This is a genomic window from Lysinibacillus zambalensis (genome assembly GCF_040183165.1).
In the GTDB taxonomy this organism is placed as follows: Bacteria; Bacillota; Bacilli; order Bacillales_A; family Planococcaceae; genus Lysinibacillus; species Lysinibacillus zambalensis.
This window is the reverse complement of sequence record NZ_JBEGDG010000026.1, coordinates 25,469-41,992: the sequence shown is the minus strand read 5'-3', so window position 1 is coordinate 41,992 and position 16,524 is coordinate 25,469. Positions and strand designations below refer to the sequence as shown.

The following is a 16,524-nucleotide window of genomic DNA, read 5'->3' as shown; positions in this document are numbered from 1 at the left end:
GCGGTGAAATTTTACAAAGACCTTAGTCTACGATGAGCACTGTATCATCGTTTGGTTGCGGAGAGGTTGAAAACAACATTCCCATTCGCACACCAATTACCGCTACGACCTCTTCAGATTGAGAAATCAGTAACGGCCAGCTATTCCGCTCATTCAAAGGAATCTTTTCATCTATAAAAAGGCGAGATAAGCGTTTTGGCCGATCCATTCCTTTTAACAGCATTCTATCCCCTTCCTTACGCGCTCTAACATAGAGTGGAAGTTTGAGTTTGCTAGCGTTAAAATAAAAAAGTTGTGCAGTATCCGTCAGCATTATAGACGATAAATCAGGCAACTCGACTACGCATAAACGTTCACCATTCGTCAGTGTTGTCCACCCATTAGCAGTCGAAATAATCTTTTTCTCAGGAGAAGCTTGACCTTCTATTGTCTCTTTCTTCTGAATCGTAAATTTTCCATAACGGCGAACTGCTATAAAATTTTCTGGCAAGTGAACTTCAGCATACCCCGCTGTCGTATCAAAAAGCTTTGTAATAGAAGTCAATAAAGCATAACTTTGTATCGTATTTGAATCTTTGTAAAGATAGTTTAATAGTATTAAAATGAGCCTCCTTTGTAAAGCAAGTGGTTCCAATTGATGAGCCTTAATTTCCATGCTATATGTATTTTCGTCAATTCTTTTTACTATTCTAGAAAATACATCCTCCGCTAAATTCATTAAATAGGCATCGTCTTCTTGCAATTGTTTAGTAAAATGGGTTACCTGCTCTGTTACTCGAGGATTTTCTGCCTCCAACAATGGCACCACATGATGTCTAAAACGATTTCGTACATAGGTGTCCTTATAATTGCTAGCGTCTTCACGATGATCTAACCCCTGCTTAAGTAAATATTCCCTTATTTCGGACTTTGTAACCGTTAAAAACGGACGAATTAATGTTTTTCCTTCAAAAATACGTTGTGAACGTATACCTTGCATACCATTGATCGTTGCATTTTTTGTCAGGGCCATTAATACTGACTCCAGTTGGTCGTCCGCATGATGTGCAGTTACAAGCTTGCTAGCATTCGTTTTTTCCATGATCTCTTTAAAATATTGATAACGTTCTCTACGGCAAATAAGCTGTGTATTGCCATTTTCTAAAGCCATAATCTCTGGTATTGGAATAGCCTTTGCATATAAGTATATACCATACTCATCACAATATTTTTGGACAAAAGCTCTGTCCTCAGCCGATGCTTCACCTCTTAGCATATGATCAACATGTACGGCTTCTACCGTAATCCCCCATTGATCTTTTGTTTTTACAAAATAATGGAGTAAAGCCATTGAATCCACTCCACCTGAAACGGCGATGAGAAGATGGTCGTCTTGCTGTAATAATTGCTCTTTTTCAATAGTTTTTTTGACCTTTAATTCGAGTGACAAACGCTTCTCCTCCCCTTTTCGTTCTCTATTATCATGAATTGCTCATAGAATGCTGAACTGGTCTAAACACGGCCCACGTAGGGACAACATGTGTAACCTCTAGCATCAATACAGTACAATCGTCTTCAATGTCATAGTAAGACTGGAAAGATTCCATAATCGTCGTTAATTTTTCCTGTATAGTTTTAGTAGTGCTTGCTACCTGCTGAGCATACGCTAAAAATGTCTCTTCCTGCTCGTCCCAATCATCAACACTTGAAAACAATCCATCAGAGTGCATCAAAATAACATCGCCCGCCTTAAGCTTTCTTTTTTCCGCCTCTACTGCTGAAATGGATAAAAACCCTACAGGAGCTGCATTGCTTTCAACCTTCAGCACCTCTTTCCCACGTAAAATATACGTAGACATTCCCCCAGCCTTCCACGACCATAAATCACCGTGTTGTAAATCGACAAGTGCAAAATCAAGCGTTGCATACATATCATTTTGCTGCTTTAAGGACATGACATAATGCAACGTGTGCATCGCAGTCTCTGGGTTCATGTTGTAATTTAAACATTCTCGCATTAAATGTATTAACTTTCTACTCTCATGCTGTGCTTCTTTACTCTGCCCCATACCATCTGACAATAAAATTGCAAATAGTCCTGGATGTAATTGAAATAATGCATGGGAATCACCGGAATATAACGTCGCATCTTTAGACATGCTATATATATCATACTCTACTTCAAAGCTAATAGCTGATCTAAAGCTTACTTGAATATGGCGAAATGGTATATCACTTGCTACTACCTTTTCAATTTCAAATGGTTCTTCAAAAATATCATATAAAATCGGCAATATCATCCGTTCAGCTAACGTTGTATCTTCCTCCCAATCGACGCGTGCTGGTGCTAAAGCGCAGACAATTTTTCGTGCTCCCGGCTTATTACTTAACACATCTAGTTGAAAACATTCAATGTGCGCATCCTTTAACCGTTGAGTAATGTCCTTTTCCACACTAGCGAATGAAATAGTCTCTTCTTTCATCTCCGCTATTAACTGATTAAGATGATTGCTCATATCACGTAACTGAAGGGCAATCATTTTCTTACCATGAAAATATTGACCATTAATACGTTCTCTGTACAGCTCTGTTTCCAATTCTTCGAAAATTTTTGTTGATTTCACACATTTATAACGTATTTGTTCTTCGACACGATGCATACCAGAATCCTTTCCAACGCCTTTCATATGAAACCAGTCTGTCATTAGCTTGTCCATTCCGTTATTTTGCGCTCCCCAACAGTGATCATAGCGGAAACAGCTTAGGCATGTATTCATCGGCGACACTTCCTTCGCTTCTTCTATCGGGGCCGTCATAAAGCGTTCAAATACAAGCTCCTTCATAAATTGTACAAAGTGCTGAAAATGCTCTAATTTAAACGTAACATGCTCCGTTAACCAACTTTGACGGGCGAGTAAGACCTCCTCACGCTGCGGAAACAGCTTGTCCCGCACCTTATCAGAATATTTTTTCGGAATGGATAGAAAAGCAATACTCCCAATTGCAATCGATGTAAAATAAACGCTATCTAACGGCAATGTTGCATCGTAAAATAAAAAAAACACACTCGGCAAAATACTGCCAATTGCTACGCCAAATCTTCCAACGCGGGCCCCCATCCCTGCACACAATCCAGTTAACGTGGCCACAGAAAGCATACCCGTAAACGAAAGCTTTGCAATGCCAATAAGCGTTCCGAGCACTGCTCCGATAACTGTCGCTAATGGCACACTTCCCACTAATGCACCGAAGCAAATTAATAGTTGTAATAAAAAAATGGGGAGTGAAAAATAGCTAATGACAACTGCTTGCATCCCTGTAAGCATAGCAGCAAATACAACTAATCCAGAACCCAACTTCTCATAAGTCCAATGGCTCGTAAACCATTCATAAGAATTCACAAACAACACTTGCATAAACAACGTCATAATAAGAGCCAAAGCCGCTTCACAACCTACATAAAATTGCACAAGCACCGGTGGTAAACCTTGATGCATAACTCCCTGCCACATTATTTGCACAAGCAGTACCGCCAAAGAGACCGCTATACTTTGTGGTAACTGCCAATAACGGAAGCGCATGATACATTCATACATAACGATTTGCAATGCTAAAATAAAGACTTGTCCAAATCCAAGAAAAAAACATCCTATCAGACCACCAAACAAAACATACTTGGCGTATTCCTTATACTTCGTTCGAATAATTGCCCAAAAAGGAACCGAGAAAGGCACGGCCGCTTCAAATACAACGGACTGAGCTAAAAAGAAGGATGTTAAAAAAAATAAAGAGCCTATTAACAATTGCCTTTTTTTCACTCCTAATTTTTGTTCGTCTACATTTGCCGTGTTATACCATTCGATACTTGTCATTTCACTATCCCCTTTCTGCACTTTTGGAGCTATTATAAAAAATTATGTATGGAAAGATTGTCTGACGGTGGCAGAAAAAAATATAAACATTTCGACGAATACATATGCATAAATACGAGAAATGGCAACAATTTCTACATAAAATAGAAGCTGTACAAGATTAGAAACATCGCTTACTATGAGGTTGGTTTAAATAACAGAAAATTTAGGTGATTTTTTCTCGTTGTCGTTGTATACGATACTTTACAAAATCTATGCCACAAGCGGGCTAATGCCCTCTCACCCTTTCTTTTTCACCGATTGACGTTCCATTATTCGTCATAATTACTATAGTCAGCAGTGTCGATGATACTTTTCTACTCAAGAACAAAAAGTTTGATAAATTTCCCATAAAAAGGGCCAACCACCAAAAGTTAGGGGCGGCATTCATTTTAAAGTTGATTGAAGTAGGGACTAGGTAACTCTTTGGGGATTAGCGTCACAGATGAGCCCTTGCAGTGCACAGGGGAACGGAAATCAACCACATATCATGGTGATGAGCCATCGTACTCCCCCCTTTTATTAGCAAATCTTTAATTAATGAATAAAAACCATATATTTTTATTATTTTTTTCAAAAAAACTACTTGACGTTAGTAACAAAGGCTTGTATTATATAACTTGTTGCTAAAACAAATTGTTTAAAACGCGGAAGTAGTTCAGTGGTAGAACACCACCTTGCCAAGGTGGGGGTCGCGAGTTCGAACCTCGTCTTCCGCTCCATAATCTTATTGGCGGCCTAGCTCAGCTGGCTAGAGCGTACGGTTCATACCCGTAAGGTCGGGGGTTCGATCCCCTCGGCCGCCACCATAGTAGGCCCCTTGGTCAAGTGGTTAAGACACCGCCCTTTCACGGCGGTAACACGGGTTCGAATCCCGTAGGGGTCATCTCAAACAGGCGTCTCAGAATTATTTCTGAGACGCCTGTTTTTTTGTCGGTTAACAGTACAATAGCCTTTGAAACTATAAAGTAACATATTAGCAATATCACATTTCTGTTGCTGTTGTTGTCGCTTCGCTTTCGCACAGACAAAACCTTTGTTGTTGTTGTCGCTTCGCTTTCGCACAGACAAAACCTTTGTTGTTGCTGTCGCTCATAGGAAAGCGCCTAGTAGGAATAGAATCAGCCCCACGTTATGGTGATGCGCTCTAAAATATGGCATACTAATAATGAAAAGAGCGTGTTATCTAGGAGGTTTATTTCCTTTGAATTCATTAACGAAAGCTGCTTTAATTTGTGGAAGCGGCTCTATGATCATTCTCGTATCCATTCTTATTAATTTACCATTCGCTGTACAAATACTTTTACTTCTTACTGGACTAGCCGTTAGTGTATACGGTGTGTTTTTACTTGTTAAAATGGTTGTTCGTCCAACCGAAAAGTCTTCAGAAACACCTACTGAACAAGCACCCGCACCCGCTCCTAAAAAGAAAAAGAGACCGACATCAACGTTGTAAGAATGGTTTATCCTTACATCCGCCGGAGGCTTTAGCCAACAAATCTCTTTCTTTCGCTACGAAAATACTTGCTGAAAGAATTTAAAAAGTAATCCACGACTTATGGCTAGACGAAATGTATACAGAAATTATTAAAAAAAGAGGATTAGCTTAATATAAGCTAATCCCAACTCTATTTATACACTTTTTCTACGATTAAAACAGTCAGCAAACTACCCTCTTCTAGCTCCGCGACCACCGCGTTTTGACTCTGTAGCACGTTTTAGTGTTGCTAGACGTTCATCACTATCTTTTAAGAAACGGGCCATTTTTTGTTCAAAATTCTCTTTTGGTTGATGGCGCTCGTTACGATCATTAGAACGATTATCGCGACGTGGACGTGCTGGACGCTCCGGACGCTCTGGTCTCTCTGGTCTCTCTGCTTGAGGCTTTGCTTTACGGATCGAAAGACCGATCTTTCCGTCCGCTTCAACATTCATCACTTTTACTTCAACTTCATCTCCAACTTTTAGATGCTCATTGATATCTTTTACATAATTGTCAGCAACTTCACTGATGTGTACTAAGCCTGTTTTGCCATCTGGCAGCTCAACGAATGCTCCAAAATTTGTGATTCCTGTTACTTTACCTTGTACCTTGCTGCCTACTTCAATTGACATAAAAAAAATGCTCCTCCTTAAAAATTAAGCGACTCTTTTGAGTCATGTAATCAATTTATCAAACTTTTTACTACAATAAGTTTCTCTCTTCATTATATATAACAAAAAAAGAGTGTCAACAATACATAGCTTTTCAGTCGTCTTTTTTACCTTTCTTTTCTGATACGGCGTCTTTTTTATCTGGTATATCAGCCTTTTTTTCTTTTTCATCCGGTAAAATGAAATTTATTTCACCTTCTTTGGATAGGAAATACTCTTTGCGTAGTAACTTTGCGATATACTCAGGATCCTCTAACTGTTTAATTTTAAGGTTTAGCGAATCTCGCTCTTCTTTCAAATCAGAAAGATGCTCCTTCGCTTCAACCTTTTCCTGCTCTTTTGCAGCTAGCGTTTCATTTTGATTCAAAAGTATATTTCCGAGAACGGCAATAATAACGACTGGTACAATCGCAAAAAAGGCAATGCGGCGCATTTTCCGTTTCCGCCCTTCAATTTTACGATTTATAGCTTTATCCGTGTTACGGACATAGTCATTATCAAGCTTAGTATAGTTTTGTTGGCGATCATTTGATGAACGACGCTTAGTCATGCCCGCACCTCCGAAAGTTATTGTTGTCTTTTATTATACTTGATAAATCGAAATTTTTTAAAAAAAGTGTTGGACAAATACGAATAAATTTTGACAAAAGGTCTTAAAACAAATGCTCCAATATTTATTAATATATTAAAAATTTGTCGAATGGTAGCAAATATTAATCGTATGATGAACCACAAAGGTCTCCATGTTATATTCACCAAAACCCTCGCGATGAAACGTAAAAAAGTCTGAAAAAATGTTTGATACAAAAAAATTCCGGCTATTTGCGCTAGCGGGTCATAAGCCCGCCAAGCGCCATCTTTTAGCCAAAATAATAAATAGTATGTCATGCCCCCAAGTAGAATCCAGGTAAGTAGTTCAAATACCATCATCCATCTTCGAAGGCTTGACCTTTTTGGAGTTGAAAAAACAATGAGCCTTACACTATCAATAATGAATCCAACTGCTATACCGCTCAAAACCATGACTAATAGTTGAACAAATTGTTCACTAACAATCATCCAAATAATTTATGAAGGAAACCTTTCGAGAAGCCACTTTCCTCCTCGTCATACTGTAAGGTTTTTACAGTTCCTTCAAGCGTTAATAACCCTTTGTCAACATCTAAATGAACGATATGCAGTTCTTCTCCACGGATTAACAAATGCCCTTGGGACGTCTTAATGAAAAACTCTTCCTGATCAAAGCGTTCAATTGATTTTACAGAAGTCATGTCCATTCTTTTACGATTACGAATCGTTAAAATATGTTCTCCAGATGGAATTGTGTAACGGTTACTTTCTTGATGTAGCGTCATTTTCTTCCTCCTTTAGTCGTCCTAGCTTCTGTTCACTTTATGCGGACAACCTTAAAAGCATGACAACTTTATTAAAGTTGCTACACTTTTATCAGAGGAATATTTGATTTAATCTTCGTCATCAATAAATTCAGGCTCAATTTTTTCAAGACGCTCTTCCTTCAAAATCGTAAACATTTTTGCGGCATCTTCTTTTTTCACAGTATCACGTAATTCTTCTACACGCGCTGTCACAATTTTTTGTCCAAAACGAATGGCTAGCTCGTCTCCAGCTTTAACAGCACTACTAGCCTTTGCGATCTTATCATTGATCGTAATACGGCCTTGATCTGCTACTTCTTTCGCTAATGTACGACGTTTAATTAAACGTGATACCTTTAAAAATTTATCTAATCGCATACTTTTACTCCTTTTCCAGTTGCTTCGCTTCATTCCAAAAAGCATCTAATTGTTCTAATGTATAATCAGAAAATGGCTTTCCACTTTCCTTTACCTTTGCCTCCACATAACCAAAGCGTCTCGCAAACTTCTCATTGGCATGTAACATAGCCTCTTCTGGATTTAACTTGTAGAAACGTGCTAAATTCACAAGCGTGAACAAGACATCTCCAAATTCATCTAGACGTGACGCACTTGTACCTTTCGTCACCTCATTACGAAATTCCTGCCATTCCTCCGCAAACTTGTCCCATGCTCCATCTACATCAGGCCAATCAAATCCAACCTTTGCAGCTCTTTTTTGATAATTATAGGCAGTTTGTAGAGCAGAGGACGCCCGATATTCCTCTTCCAATAATGGCTTATCACTTATACCCTTTTCTTCTGCTTTTATAACTTCCCAATTCGCTACAACACCCTCTGCATCTTCTACCGATAAATCTCCAAATACGTGCGGGTGTCGACGAATCATTTTTTCGCTTATTGAAGCTAATACATCTTCCAATGTAAAGTAACCTTGATCTTCTCCGATTTGTGCATGAAGGAATACTTGTAACAGTACATCTCCGAGCTCCTCGATCATCGCAAAGTCATCCTCTGCATCTACCGCTGCCAAATATTCGTGCGCTTCTTCTAGTAAATATTTTTTCAGTGATTCATGCGTTTGCTTTTGATCCCACGGACAACCATTTGGTCCTCGTAAAACAGCAATAATTTGGCGGAAGGTTGCCCAATCTCGTAAAGCCTCCTCTTGCGATTTCACAGGTGGTACATATACCGTTGTTAAATTGTTCACCTCAACGCTTTGGTCGAGCTCATAAAGTGGTACCGTCACTAATTTTTCCTGTGCCGATCCTGCTGCAGTAACTACTGTAACAGGGTATTCGTCATCATATTTCTCCATTAACGTAAGCTTTACTTCTGACGCACTGAATGTATCATACACTTGGGCAATTAAAATATGCTGACGCATGTTAATGTCATGCATAGAAAAGCTAGTGCCATCCAGCAGCTGAAAGCCCTCAATCGGGTCGATCTTTAACGCACCGAATATTGGGTCTAAGAAGCTTTGTCCACCTTCAATGACTAATTTTACTTTTCCCGCATCCGCAGCAGCAATCAGCAATTGCACAGTCTGCTCCGCAACAAGTGGATGTCCTGGTACAGCGTACATTACATCTTCAATCGCCGCAGCAGCCACAAGCGTTTCTGCAATTTCTTCATACACAGGCTGAAACGAGCCATGTTTTTCATAGACCGTGTCAAAGCTTTCAAATTGTAAGCCCTCAGCTGATAATTCTCCTAATACCGGATGATCCACTGTACGAACATATAATTTTCTAGCCGCTTTTAATTTTTTATAGACACCCATTTGCAGCTGATTAAAATCACCCGCACCTAGACCAATAACTGTTAAAGTATTCAACAAATCCACCTACTTCTTCCGATTTAACCATAATTGATAAACTGCCATCTTGCGCCCAAACGGTAGTAAGTACCACTCTTTTTCGCCAAGCACTCGTAACTTAGCAATTATTGTGACCATTACAAATGCCCCTAAACTAACAGCTGTAAAACCTGCTACCACCGCAACAAATCGAGGTGATAAAAATTGGCTTAACAACGATGGTATAAACTGTAACCAAACTAGCACTACAGCTGCCATGCTTAGTGATGCAATTCCAACTTTTTTATAAAAACTAGCTGGTGCTAATTGAATTGCAATTATTTTCTTTAAATAAAAAACAAGGATGAGGGCAGTAAATAATAGACCCACATTATTAGCAATAGCAGCACCTAATACACCAAATAAATTAATTGTCAGCACATTCAATATTATTTTAAATATAAAACCTACAATTAAAAATAAAGCTGGCTTTTTTAATTTACCATAACCTTGCAGAATAGCTGTAAATGTCAAAATAATCGACAAAGGCACGATTTGTAACACATACACCATAAGCACTTCCGACAGCGCATCTGTTTTAAAGAGCATTGCGTTAATATAAGGCATAACGAGTATTAAACCTAAAGATGCTGCCCACCCAAATAATACAGACGCTCTATACGTTAATTGTATAAACGGAATTGCACTACGGCCTTCCTGTTTTTTGGACATATGTGCGACAAGCGGTACAATAGCTAGCGAAAGAGAAGAAGCAATGACAACTCCGAGCTGCACTAGCGGCTGCCCACGATCATAAACTCCTTTTGTTATCTTAGCTACCTTCTGATCCATTCCACCCTCTACTAATAATGAATAAATTGTAAAGGAATCAACTAGCTGATAGCCAAGTAACAATAGGCCACTCATGCTTACACTTAAACTTAGCAATGTGACTTCTTTAATAATAGGAAAACTTTCGATACGTCGTCGCTGTTTCTTATCGTTCAATAAACCGAAACGTTTTTTAAAGATAAACGCAAGTAATATAAAACCTACAATTTCACCAATAACTGTACCTATTATAGCCATTTGTCCAGCACTATATAGTGATTCTGTCGTCTTCATAATGATAAATGTGCCCGCTATAATGACGGATACCCTCACAGCTTGTTCAAGGACTTGTGCATAAGCAACCGGCTCCATAATACCTCTTGATTGGAAGCCGCCCTTTAAAATAGCAAGAGCCGGCATGACAAGTACTATAAATGAACCCGTCCGTATTAAAGGAGCAAGCTGCGTATCGCCCATGAGCCGTGCAATTATTTCAGCTCCACTAAATAGAACAACAAAAAACAACAACGATAGTACTGTTAAATAACGAAAAACAATACGCATAATACCGCTTCGTTTTTGATTTCGCTCTAGCGGGTCTAAAATAAAATCATTATCTGCAAGCATCTTAGAAATAGCTACTGCAAATCCACTAGATGTCCATACGACAAAAATAGATATAACTGGATACACTTGCTGATAAATATAAAATCCTTCATCACCAACAAGGTTTTGAAAAGGCACACGATAAATTGCACTAAGAACCTTCACAATAAGGGCAGCAATTGTAAGTAAGGCCGCTCCCTTCATGTAGCTTTTCATGCCAAAACGTTCCGACATAAATTGCCCTCTTTCCTTCTTTAACAATGCCAATAGTATAGCATATCTCAAAAGTTTGACGCGCGGATACGATTACCATAAAACTATGTACGAAAAAAAGTTATTGTTCAGCCTAAAAAAGGTCAGCGCAATAACTTTCAATTCTCATCAACTATTCATTTGTTTAGCTAAGAAGTTAGCAGCTGTTTCTGCAACTTTCACTTCAACTTCACCAACAAAATGTACCTTAGATAAAACGATAATACAACCGATTGGATCACCATTCACCATAATAGGTGTTGCACAATAAGACTTCACTTGCTCATATTGTCCAGGAACAATCTCGATAGTTGTTTCCATTTTTTCTATTTTTGTTGAACGCTCTTCCATAAAACTTTCCGCAAAAGATGTAATACGACGATTAATATACTCTTTCTTACCGATTCCTGCGACAGCAATTACTTCATCACGGTCGGTTACAAACGCTGGAGTACCTAATGTTTCATATAATGTTTCTACATATTCCCTTGCAAATTCCCCTAAATCGTTAATTGGAGAATATTTCTTTAAAATAACTTCGCCTTCACGGTCTGTATAAATTTCTAACGGGTCACCCTCGCGAATACGTAGCGTCCTACGAATTTCTTTTGGAATAACCACACGCCCTAAATCATCAATACGACGAACAATTCCTGTTGCCTTCATTCATAATCCTCGCTTTCGCTACAATAAAAATTTTTTTCAACTCTAGTATGGTTTTTTATGAAGCAATCTATGCAAAAACTGAAGAAAAAGGATTTCACACCCAACAATATTTTTCAAAAAGGCCTTAAAACCTAAATTATTGTACTTCAAATACATTTAGCATGTAGAATTTTTAACTTCAATCAACTTATCTTAGATTAACCACAAAAACAAATTTTTATAAATATTTTATAAAAAATTTTTAACAAGAAATAATAATAATCCAACCTATATTATTGCGTCAATGAGCCAAAAGGATTTTTATTATAAAGGCATTTTCACGCAATCTAATCCTTTTCACCTCCTCGCTCCTATCAGCTAGATCTACAGTTCTATTTGTAAAAACGATACTTAAGAAGTCGCTCCATCTACAGTCCAGTCAAAATTTCAATTTGCATGCACCTTTTGGCATATCACCCAAAGTTAATAATGGTAAAACGAAACTTCTGCAATGGATCTGTACGAAAGCGAGGGAGCATATCAAATATTTTTTGCGCGTACGTGTAGTGCTAACGTTGCGTCTGCAACATATATTTTCTGTACACAAGTGTAGTGCTAACGTAGGTTTACAGAAATTTTTTATTGCGCGAAAGCGAAGCGACAGCATCGGATATTTTCAGTGCGTAAGTGTAGCGTTAACATCGCAACTAATAAGGGTTTCCCGCGTATGAGCCAGCGCTAACATTGCATCTGCAACAAAGGTTTTCTGTCTGTAAGCGTAGTGCCAACGTAGCGTCTACAACAACAGTTTTCTATACGTAAGCACAGCAACAGCGTCAACATTCATTAAGATCTCCTAGACCGTTTTGTTTTTCTATAATAAAAAGCTGACCATTATCCTAGTTAGATAAGGTCAGCTTTTTATTATTTTTGTTTTTTTGCGTTAGCAATAATATGCATCATATCTTCTAAAATATCAAAGGGTTGATATTTCCCACATTTTCGTTCATCAATCGTTAATTTTAGTTGCATACCATCCATACCAAAACCGACAGCTCGTTCAAATTTCATGGATTCTTCAACAACTTTACTGCCATCAACTTGTACTGTCCCCTCTTCTGATAACAATATTGTGATAATTTTTTGCTTTTCTTTTACCGACAATACGCCTGCATCTAAGCCCCATACCTTCATACGCGCAATTCGCAGTAAGCGCTCAGTTTCAATCGGAAGATCTCCGAAGCGATCCTCTAATTCCTCCGTGATTTCGCCATACTCCTCCACTTGATCCATCGCTTTAATACGTTTATACATTTGAATTTTTTGATAGCCATCAGGAATGTATACATCCGGAATATACGCATCAATACTCAATATAATTTCAATGTCAGGCTTCTCTTCTTTTTTCACACCAGTTTGGCGCTCAGCAATCGCCTCTTGTAGCATTTGTGAATACAAGTCAAAACCGACAGAATCAATAAAGCCATGTTGCTGCGCTCCTAGCAGATTCCCAGCACCGCGAATAGATAAGTCACGCATAGCAATTTTAAATCCTGAACCTAACTCTGTAAATTCTTTAATCGCCTGTAATCGTTGCTCAGCTACATCTGTAAGAACTTTATCACGTTGATACATAAAGTACGCATATGCTACCCTATTAGAACGCCCAACACGCCCACGCAATTGATAAAGCTGCGCTAAGCCCATTCGATCAGCATCGTGAACAATCAATGTATTAACGTTCGGTATATCTACACCTGTCTCAATAATCGTTGTTGTTACAAGCACATCATAGGCACCTTCTAAAAAGGCTAATATGACAGATTCTAATTCTGACTCCGTCATTTTCCCATGTGCATGCCCGATACGTGCTTCGGGGACAAGCGTTTGAATTTCATCAACTTTACGAGCCATATCCTCTACACGATTGTATAAGTAGAATACTTGCCCACCACGCGCCATTTCTCTCTCAATAGCTTCCCGCACTAATGCACCGCTATGCTCCATTACATAGGTTTGTACAGGGAAACGGTTCGCTGGTGGCGTTTCAATTACCGATAAATCACGAACACCTACCATCGACATATGAAGTGTTCTTGGAATCGGAGTTGCCGTTAGTGTTAATACATCAACATTCGTCTTAAGTTGTTTAATTTTTTCCTTATGCGTTACACCAAAACGTTGCTCCTCATCAACAATAAGCAATCCGAGGTCTTGGAATATTAAGTCTTTAGATAAAATTCGATGCGTTCCAATAACAATATCAACTTGCCCTTCTTTTAAGCCCTTTAACGTCGCCGTTTGCTCTTTTTTTGTGCGGAAACGAGACAGGAGACCTACATTAATAGCAAAGTCTTGGAATCTCTCACGAATCGTTTCGTAATGTTGCTGCGCTAAAATCGTTGTCGGCACAAGGAACGCTACCTGCTTGCCGTCTTGAATTGCTTTAAATGCAGCACGAATTGCTACCTCGGTTTTACCGTATCCCACATCTCCACATACAAGGCGATCCATAGGACGTTCACGTTCCATATCACGTTTCACTTCGATAATTGAACGTAACTGATCCTCCGTTTCCTCATAAGCGAATGAAGCCTCAAAATTGCGCTGATCGTCATTGTCAATCGCAAATGCATGACCCTTTTCTGCTTCACGTTTCGCATACAGCTTAATTAAATCATCAGCAATATCTTGCACAGCAGAGGATACTTTAGCTTTAGCTTTTTTCCACTCTGCTCCACCTAATTTATGTAGCTTCGGTTCACGGTCTTCAGATGCTACATATTTTTGGATTAAATCTATTTGCTCTACTGGAACATACAACTTATCATCTGCGCGATATCGAATGTGTAGGTAATCTTTATGTGTGCCATTTACCTCCAGTGTTTCTAAGCCAATATATTTCCCAATACCGTGATGTACATGTACAACATAGTCGCCAGGTTTAATTTCTGTATAGCTTTTAATACGCTCTGCGTTCGTCATTTTTTGAGGACGTGCTTTTTTCTTCGCCTGCTGTTTAAACAGCTCATCCTCTGTAACTACCACTAAGCGCTGTAACGGTAATTCAAAGCCACTAGATAGCGAGCCATCCACAATATAAATACCCGCTTCTGTCGGATGACCAATTGTCGTATGAATATCATATTCTTCAAGCATTTGCTGTACACGTTTAACACGGTCTTTATCTCTCGCCACAATTAGTACAGTAAATTTACCGAGTAGCCAGCGTTCAACCTCGCTTTGTAATAATGACATTTGGCCATGAAATTGTTGCATTGGTTTGCAAGAAAAGTTCGTCGTCTTATTAAAGGATACACCTGCAAAAGTTCGCGAAAATAATGAGAAATATAGTTTTTGCTGAGATAACATTGCTAGAATCTCTTTTAAAGAGAATGCTGGCTTTACATCATGCACCATTTTTCCTTCTTCAATTAGAGATAAAAACCACTCATCTTCTTCACGCTCCCATGCATCCATAACCTCCTGAATGCGCCCGAGCTCATCAAACAGCACAATGCCGTCGTGTACAAAATAATCGCCTAAATAGGCTGTTATCTCATACAATAACGAACCATATTTATTTACATAGTCCGGTAAATTCCCTTGCTGTAACAATTCAATATCATATTGAATATGTTGATACAGTAACTCCTTCGTCTCCTGCTTCTTGACTTTCTTTAAGCTTGTCGCTAATGCAGCTTCTAAACGACCTGCCAATGCTTTTCTTTCTTCCTTTGTCAAAATAACTTCTGACGCAGGGAGGATACGAATCTTCTGTAATTTATCAATGGAACGTTGATCGTCCGCAGAAAATGTTCGAATCGAGTCCACTTCCGTATCAAATAATTCTATACGAATCGGTGACTCTAAATACGGAGGATAAATATCTAATATGCCACCACGTAACGCAAATTCTCCAGGTGTCGTCACCATCGAATTACGCACGTACCCCATCTCTACTAACGTTTGAAGCCATTCATCAATCTGAATATCCTCACCTACTGCTATTTGTAAAAAATACTGTAGCCAATGCTCTTTAGGCTGCATCATTTTACGTAAGCCCGCAACCGGTATTACATAAACAGCTTTTTCACCTCTAGCAAGACGATCAAGTGTTGCGATACGTTCAGCACGTAGCTCCGGGGAAGCAACAGATAAATCAGCAGCAATAAACTCATCGGCAGGATAATAATGAACATGCTCCTCACCTAAAAGTCCCGCCAGCTCGTCGGCCATTTTCTGAGCCTGCAATAGATTAGGAGATATAATATAAATTGGTTTTTTTACATATTCAAATAATGCATCGACCATTACCGGGCGTGCGCTTCCAGTTAATCCTGTAATAAGCTGTGTTGCAGAATGACCGCTCTGAATCTCTTGTAAAAATGATGTGATATGTTTGTCCTGCATCACAAGCTGTCGTAAAACTTCCAATGTCAAAAGCTCCTTTCAACGCATAATTCTCGTCACCATTACTAGTAATCTAGTACTAAAATACGTATTTTTATTGTTTATTTTATCCATTATACCTTGACATAATTTCGTCCAGAATTGGCTTTAAGCCTAAGCCTGAGCGAAGTTAAACGGAAAAAGCTTTGGACGCACGTAATGTGCGCCAAAGCGTCCTTCCAATTATTGAATCCATTTATTGAGTGCGTGATAATCTGGATATTGTTTCAGCGAATCCTCACATTGCTCACAAATGCAGTGCACCGTCGTTAGTCCATGTTGATCTTTCTCAACATAATCATCCGCTTCACCCAATTCGAAAATATGTAGTTTTCGAATTGTATCATCTGCATCAAATGGTAGCGTACCTATTTCTACTTCACAATGCCGACATCGATATCGAACTGACATCTCCAAATCATCCTCCTTTAAGCAACTTACTACTTAAAGTATAGACATTTCGAAAAAAGATTATGCACTTCCAATTTTGTCTTAGAGGTCATTTTAGAAATAG

Annotated in this window: 13 protein-coding genes and 3 tRNA genes; 4 read left to right on the top strand and 12 right to left on the bottom strand. The window is 38.8% G+C overall.

The window, feature by feature from the left end; translation table 11 throughout:
• Window positions 1-22: 22 nt before the first annotated feature.
• Both tilS and ABNX05_RS22765 read right to left on the bottom strand, forming a co-directional pair.
• A complete protein-coding gene (tilS, locus tag ABNX05_RS22770) occupies window positions 23-1,429 on the bottom strand; it encodes a tRNA lysidine(34) synthetase TilS (protein WP_349661778.1) in 1,407 nt (468 codons plus the stop codon).
• A gap of 31 nt (window positions 1,430-1,460) precedes the next feature.
• Entirely contained in the window at window positions 1,461-3,851 is a 2,391-nt protein-coding gene (locus ABNX05_RS22765; RefSeq protein WP_349661777.1) for a SpoIIE family protein phosphatase, read from the bottom strand.
• Window positions 3,852-4,537: 686 nt separating this feature from the next.
• On the opposite strand from ABNX05_RS22765, the gene ABNX05_RS22760 reads away from it, so the two are divergent.
• From ABNX05_RS22760 to ABNX05_RS22745, 4 genes are all read left to right on the top strand, one after another.
• Window positions 4,538-4,612 (top strand) — tRNA-Gly (locus ABNX05_RS22760).
• A gap of 10 nt (window positions 4,613-4,622) precedes the next feature.
• Window positions 4,623-4,699: transfer RNA gene (locus tag ABNX05_RS22755), tRNA-Met, on the top strand.
• 5 nt (window positions 4,700-4,704) lie between these two features.
• A tRNA-Glu gene (locus ABNX05_RS22750) sits at window positions 4,705-4,776 on the top strand.
• 318 nt (window positions 4,777-5,094) lie between these two features.
• Window positions 5,095-5,346: a hypothetical protein gene (locus ABNX05_RS22745; protein WP_349661776.1), complete on the top strand. Its 252-nt coding sequence runs from the start codon at window positions 5,095-5,097 to the stop codon at window positions 5,344-5,346.
• A gap of 212 nt (window positions 5,347-5,558) precedes the next feature.
• Here ABNX05_RS22745 and ABNX05_RS22740 read toward each other — a convergent pair whose 3' ends face one another.
• From ABNX05_RS22740 to ABNX05_RS22695, 10 genes are all read right to left on the bottom strand, one after another.
• Window positions 5,559-6,005 carry a S1 domain-containing RNA-binding protein gene (locus ABNX05_RS22740; RefSeq protein ID WP_079563696.1) on the bottom strand — a complete coding sequence of 149 codons (447 nt, stop codon included), beginning with the start codon at window positions 6,003-6,005 and terminating at the stop codon, window positions 5,559-5,561.
• Window positions 6,006-6,138: 133 nt separating this feature from the next.
• Entirely contained in the window at window positions 6,139-6,594 is a 456-nt protein-coding gene (locus ABNX05_RS22735) for an FtsB family cell division protein (protein WP_349661775.1), read from the bottom strand.
• Between the two features lie 17 nt (window positions 6,595-6,611).
• Window positions 6,612-7,103, bottom strand: a complete 492-nt coding sequence (yabQ, locus tag ABNX05_RS22730) for a spore cortex biosynthesis protein YabQ (protein ID WP_349661774.1) — start codon at window positions 7,101-7,103, stop codon at window positions 6,612-6,614.
• Window positions 7,100-7,399: a sporulation protein YabP gene (yabP, locus tag ABNX05_RS22725; RefSeq protein ID WP_004229167.1), complete on the bottom strand. Its 300-nt coding sequence runs from the start codon at window positions 7,397-7,399 to the stop codon at window positions 7,100-7,102. Before yabP ends, yabQ begins: the two co-directional genes overlap by 4 nt.
• A gap of 108 nt (window positions 7,400-7,507) precedes the next feature.
• A complete protein-coding gene (locus ABNX05_RS22720) occupies window positions 7,508-7,798 on the bottom strand; it encodes an RNA-binding S4 domain-containing protein (protein WP_197142729.1) in 291 nt (96 codons plus the stop codon).
• A 4-nt stretch (window positions 7,799-7,802) separates the two neighbouring features.
• Entirely contained in the window at window positions 7,803-9,263 is a 1,461-nt protein-coding gene (yabN, locus tag ABNX05_RS22715; RefSeq protein ID WP_349661773.1) for a bifunctional methyltransferase/pyrophosphohydrolase YabN, read from the bottom strand.
• Window positions 9,264-9,272: 9 nt separating this feature from the next.
• A complete protein-coding gene (locus tag ABNX05_RS22710; protein WP_349661772.1) occupies window positions 9,273-10,895 on the bottom strand; it encodes a putative polysaccharide biosynthesis protein in 1,623 nt (540 codons plus the stop codon).
• Window positions 10,896-11,042: 147 nt separating this feature from the next.
• Window positions 11,043-11,579: a stage V sporulation protein T gene (gene spoVT / locus ABNX05_RS22705; RefSeq protein WP_197142735.1), complete on the bottom strand. Its 537-nt coding sequence runs from the start codon at window positions 11,577-11,579 to the stop codon at window positions 11,043-11,045.
• A 903-nt stretch (window positions 11,580-12,482) separates the two neighbouring features.
• On the bottom strand, window positions 12,483-15,995 hold the full coding sequence (gene mfd, locus ABNX05_RS22700; RefSeq protein WP_349661771.1) for a transcription-repair coupling factor: 3,513 nt from the start codon (window positions 15,993-15,995) through the stop codon (window positions 12,483-12,485).
• Window positions 15,996-16,193: 198 nt separating this feature from the next.
• Window positions 16,194-16,421 carry an anti-sigma-F factor Fin gene (locus tag ABNX05_RS22695; RefSeq protein WP_349661770.1) on the bottom strand — a complete coding sequence of 76 codons (228 nt, stop codon included), beginning with the start codon at window positions 16,419-16,421 and terminating at the stop codon, window positions 16,194-16,196.
• Between the last annotated feature and the right edge of the window lie 103 nt (window positions 16,422-16,524).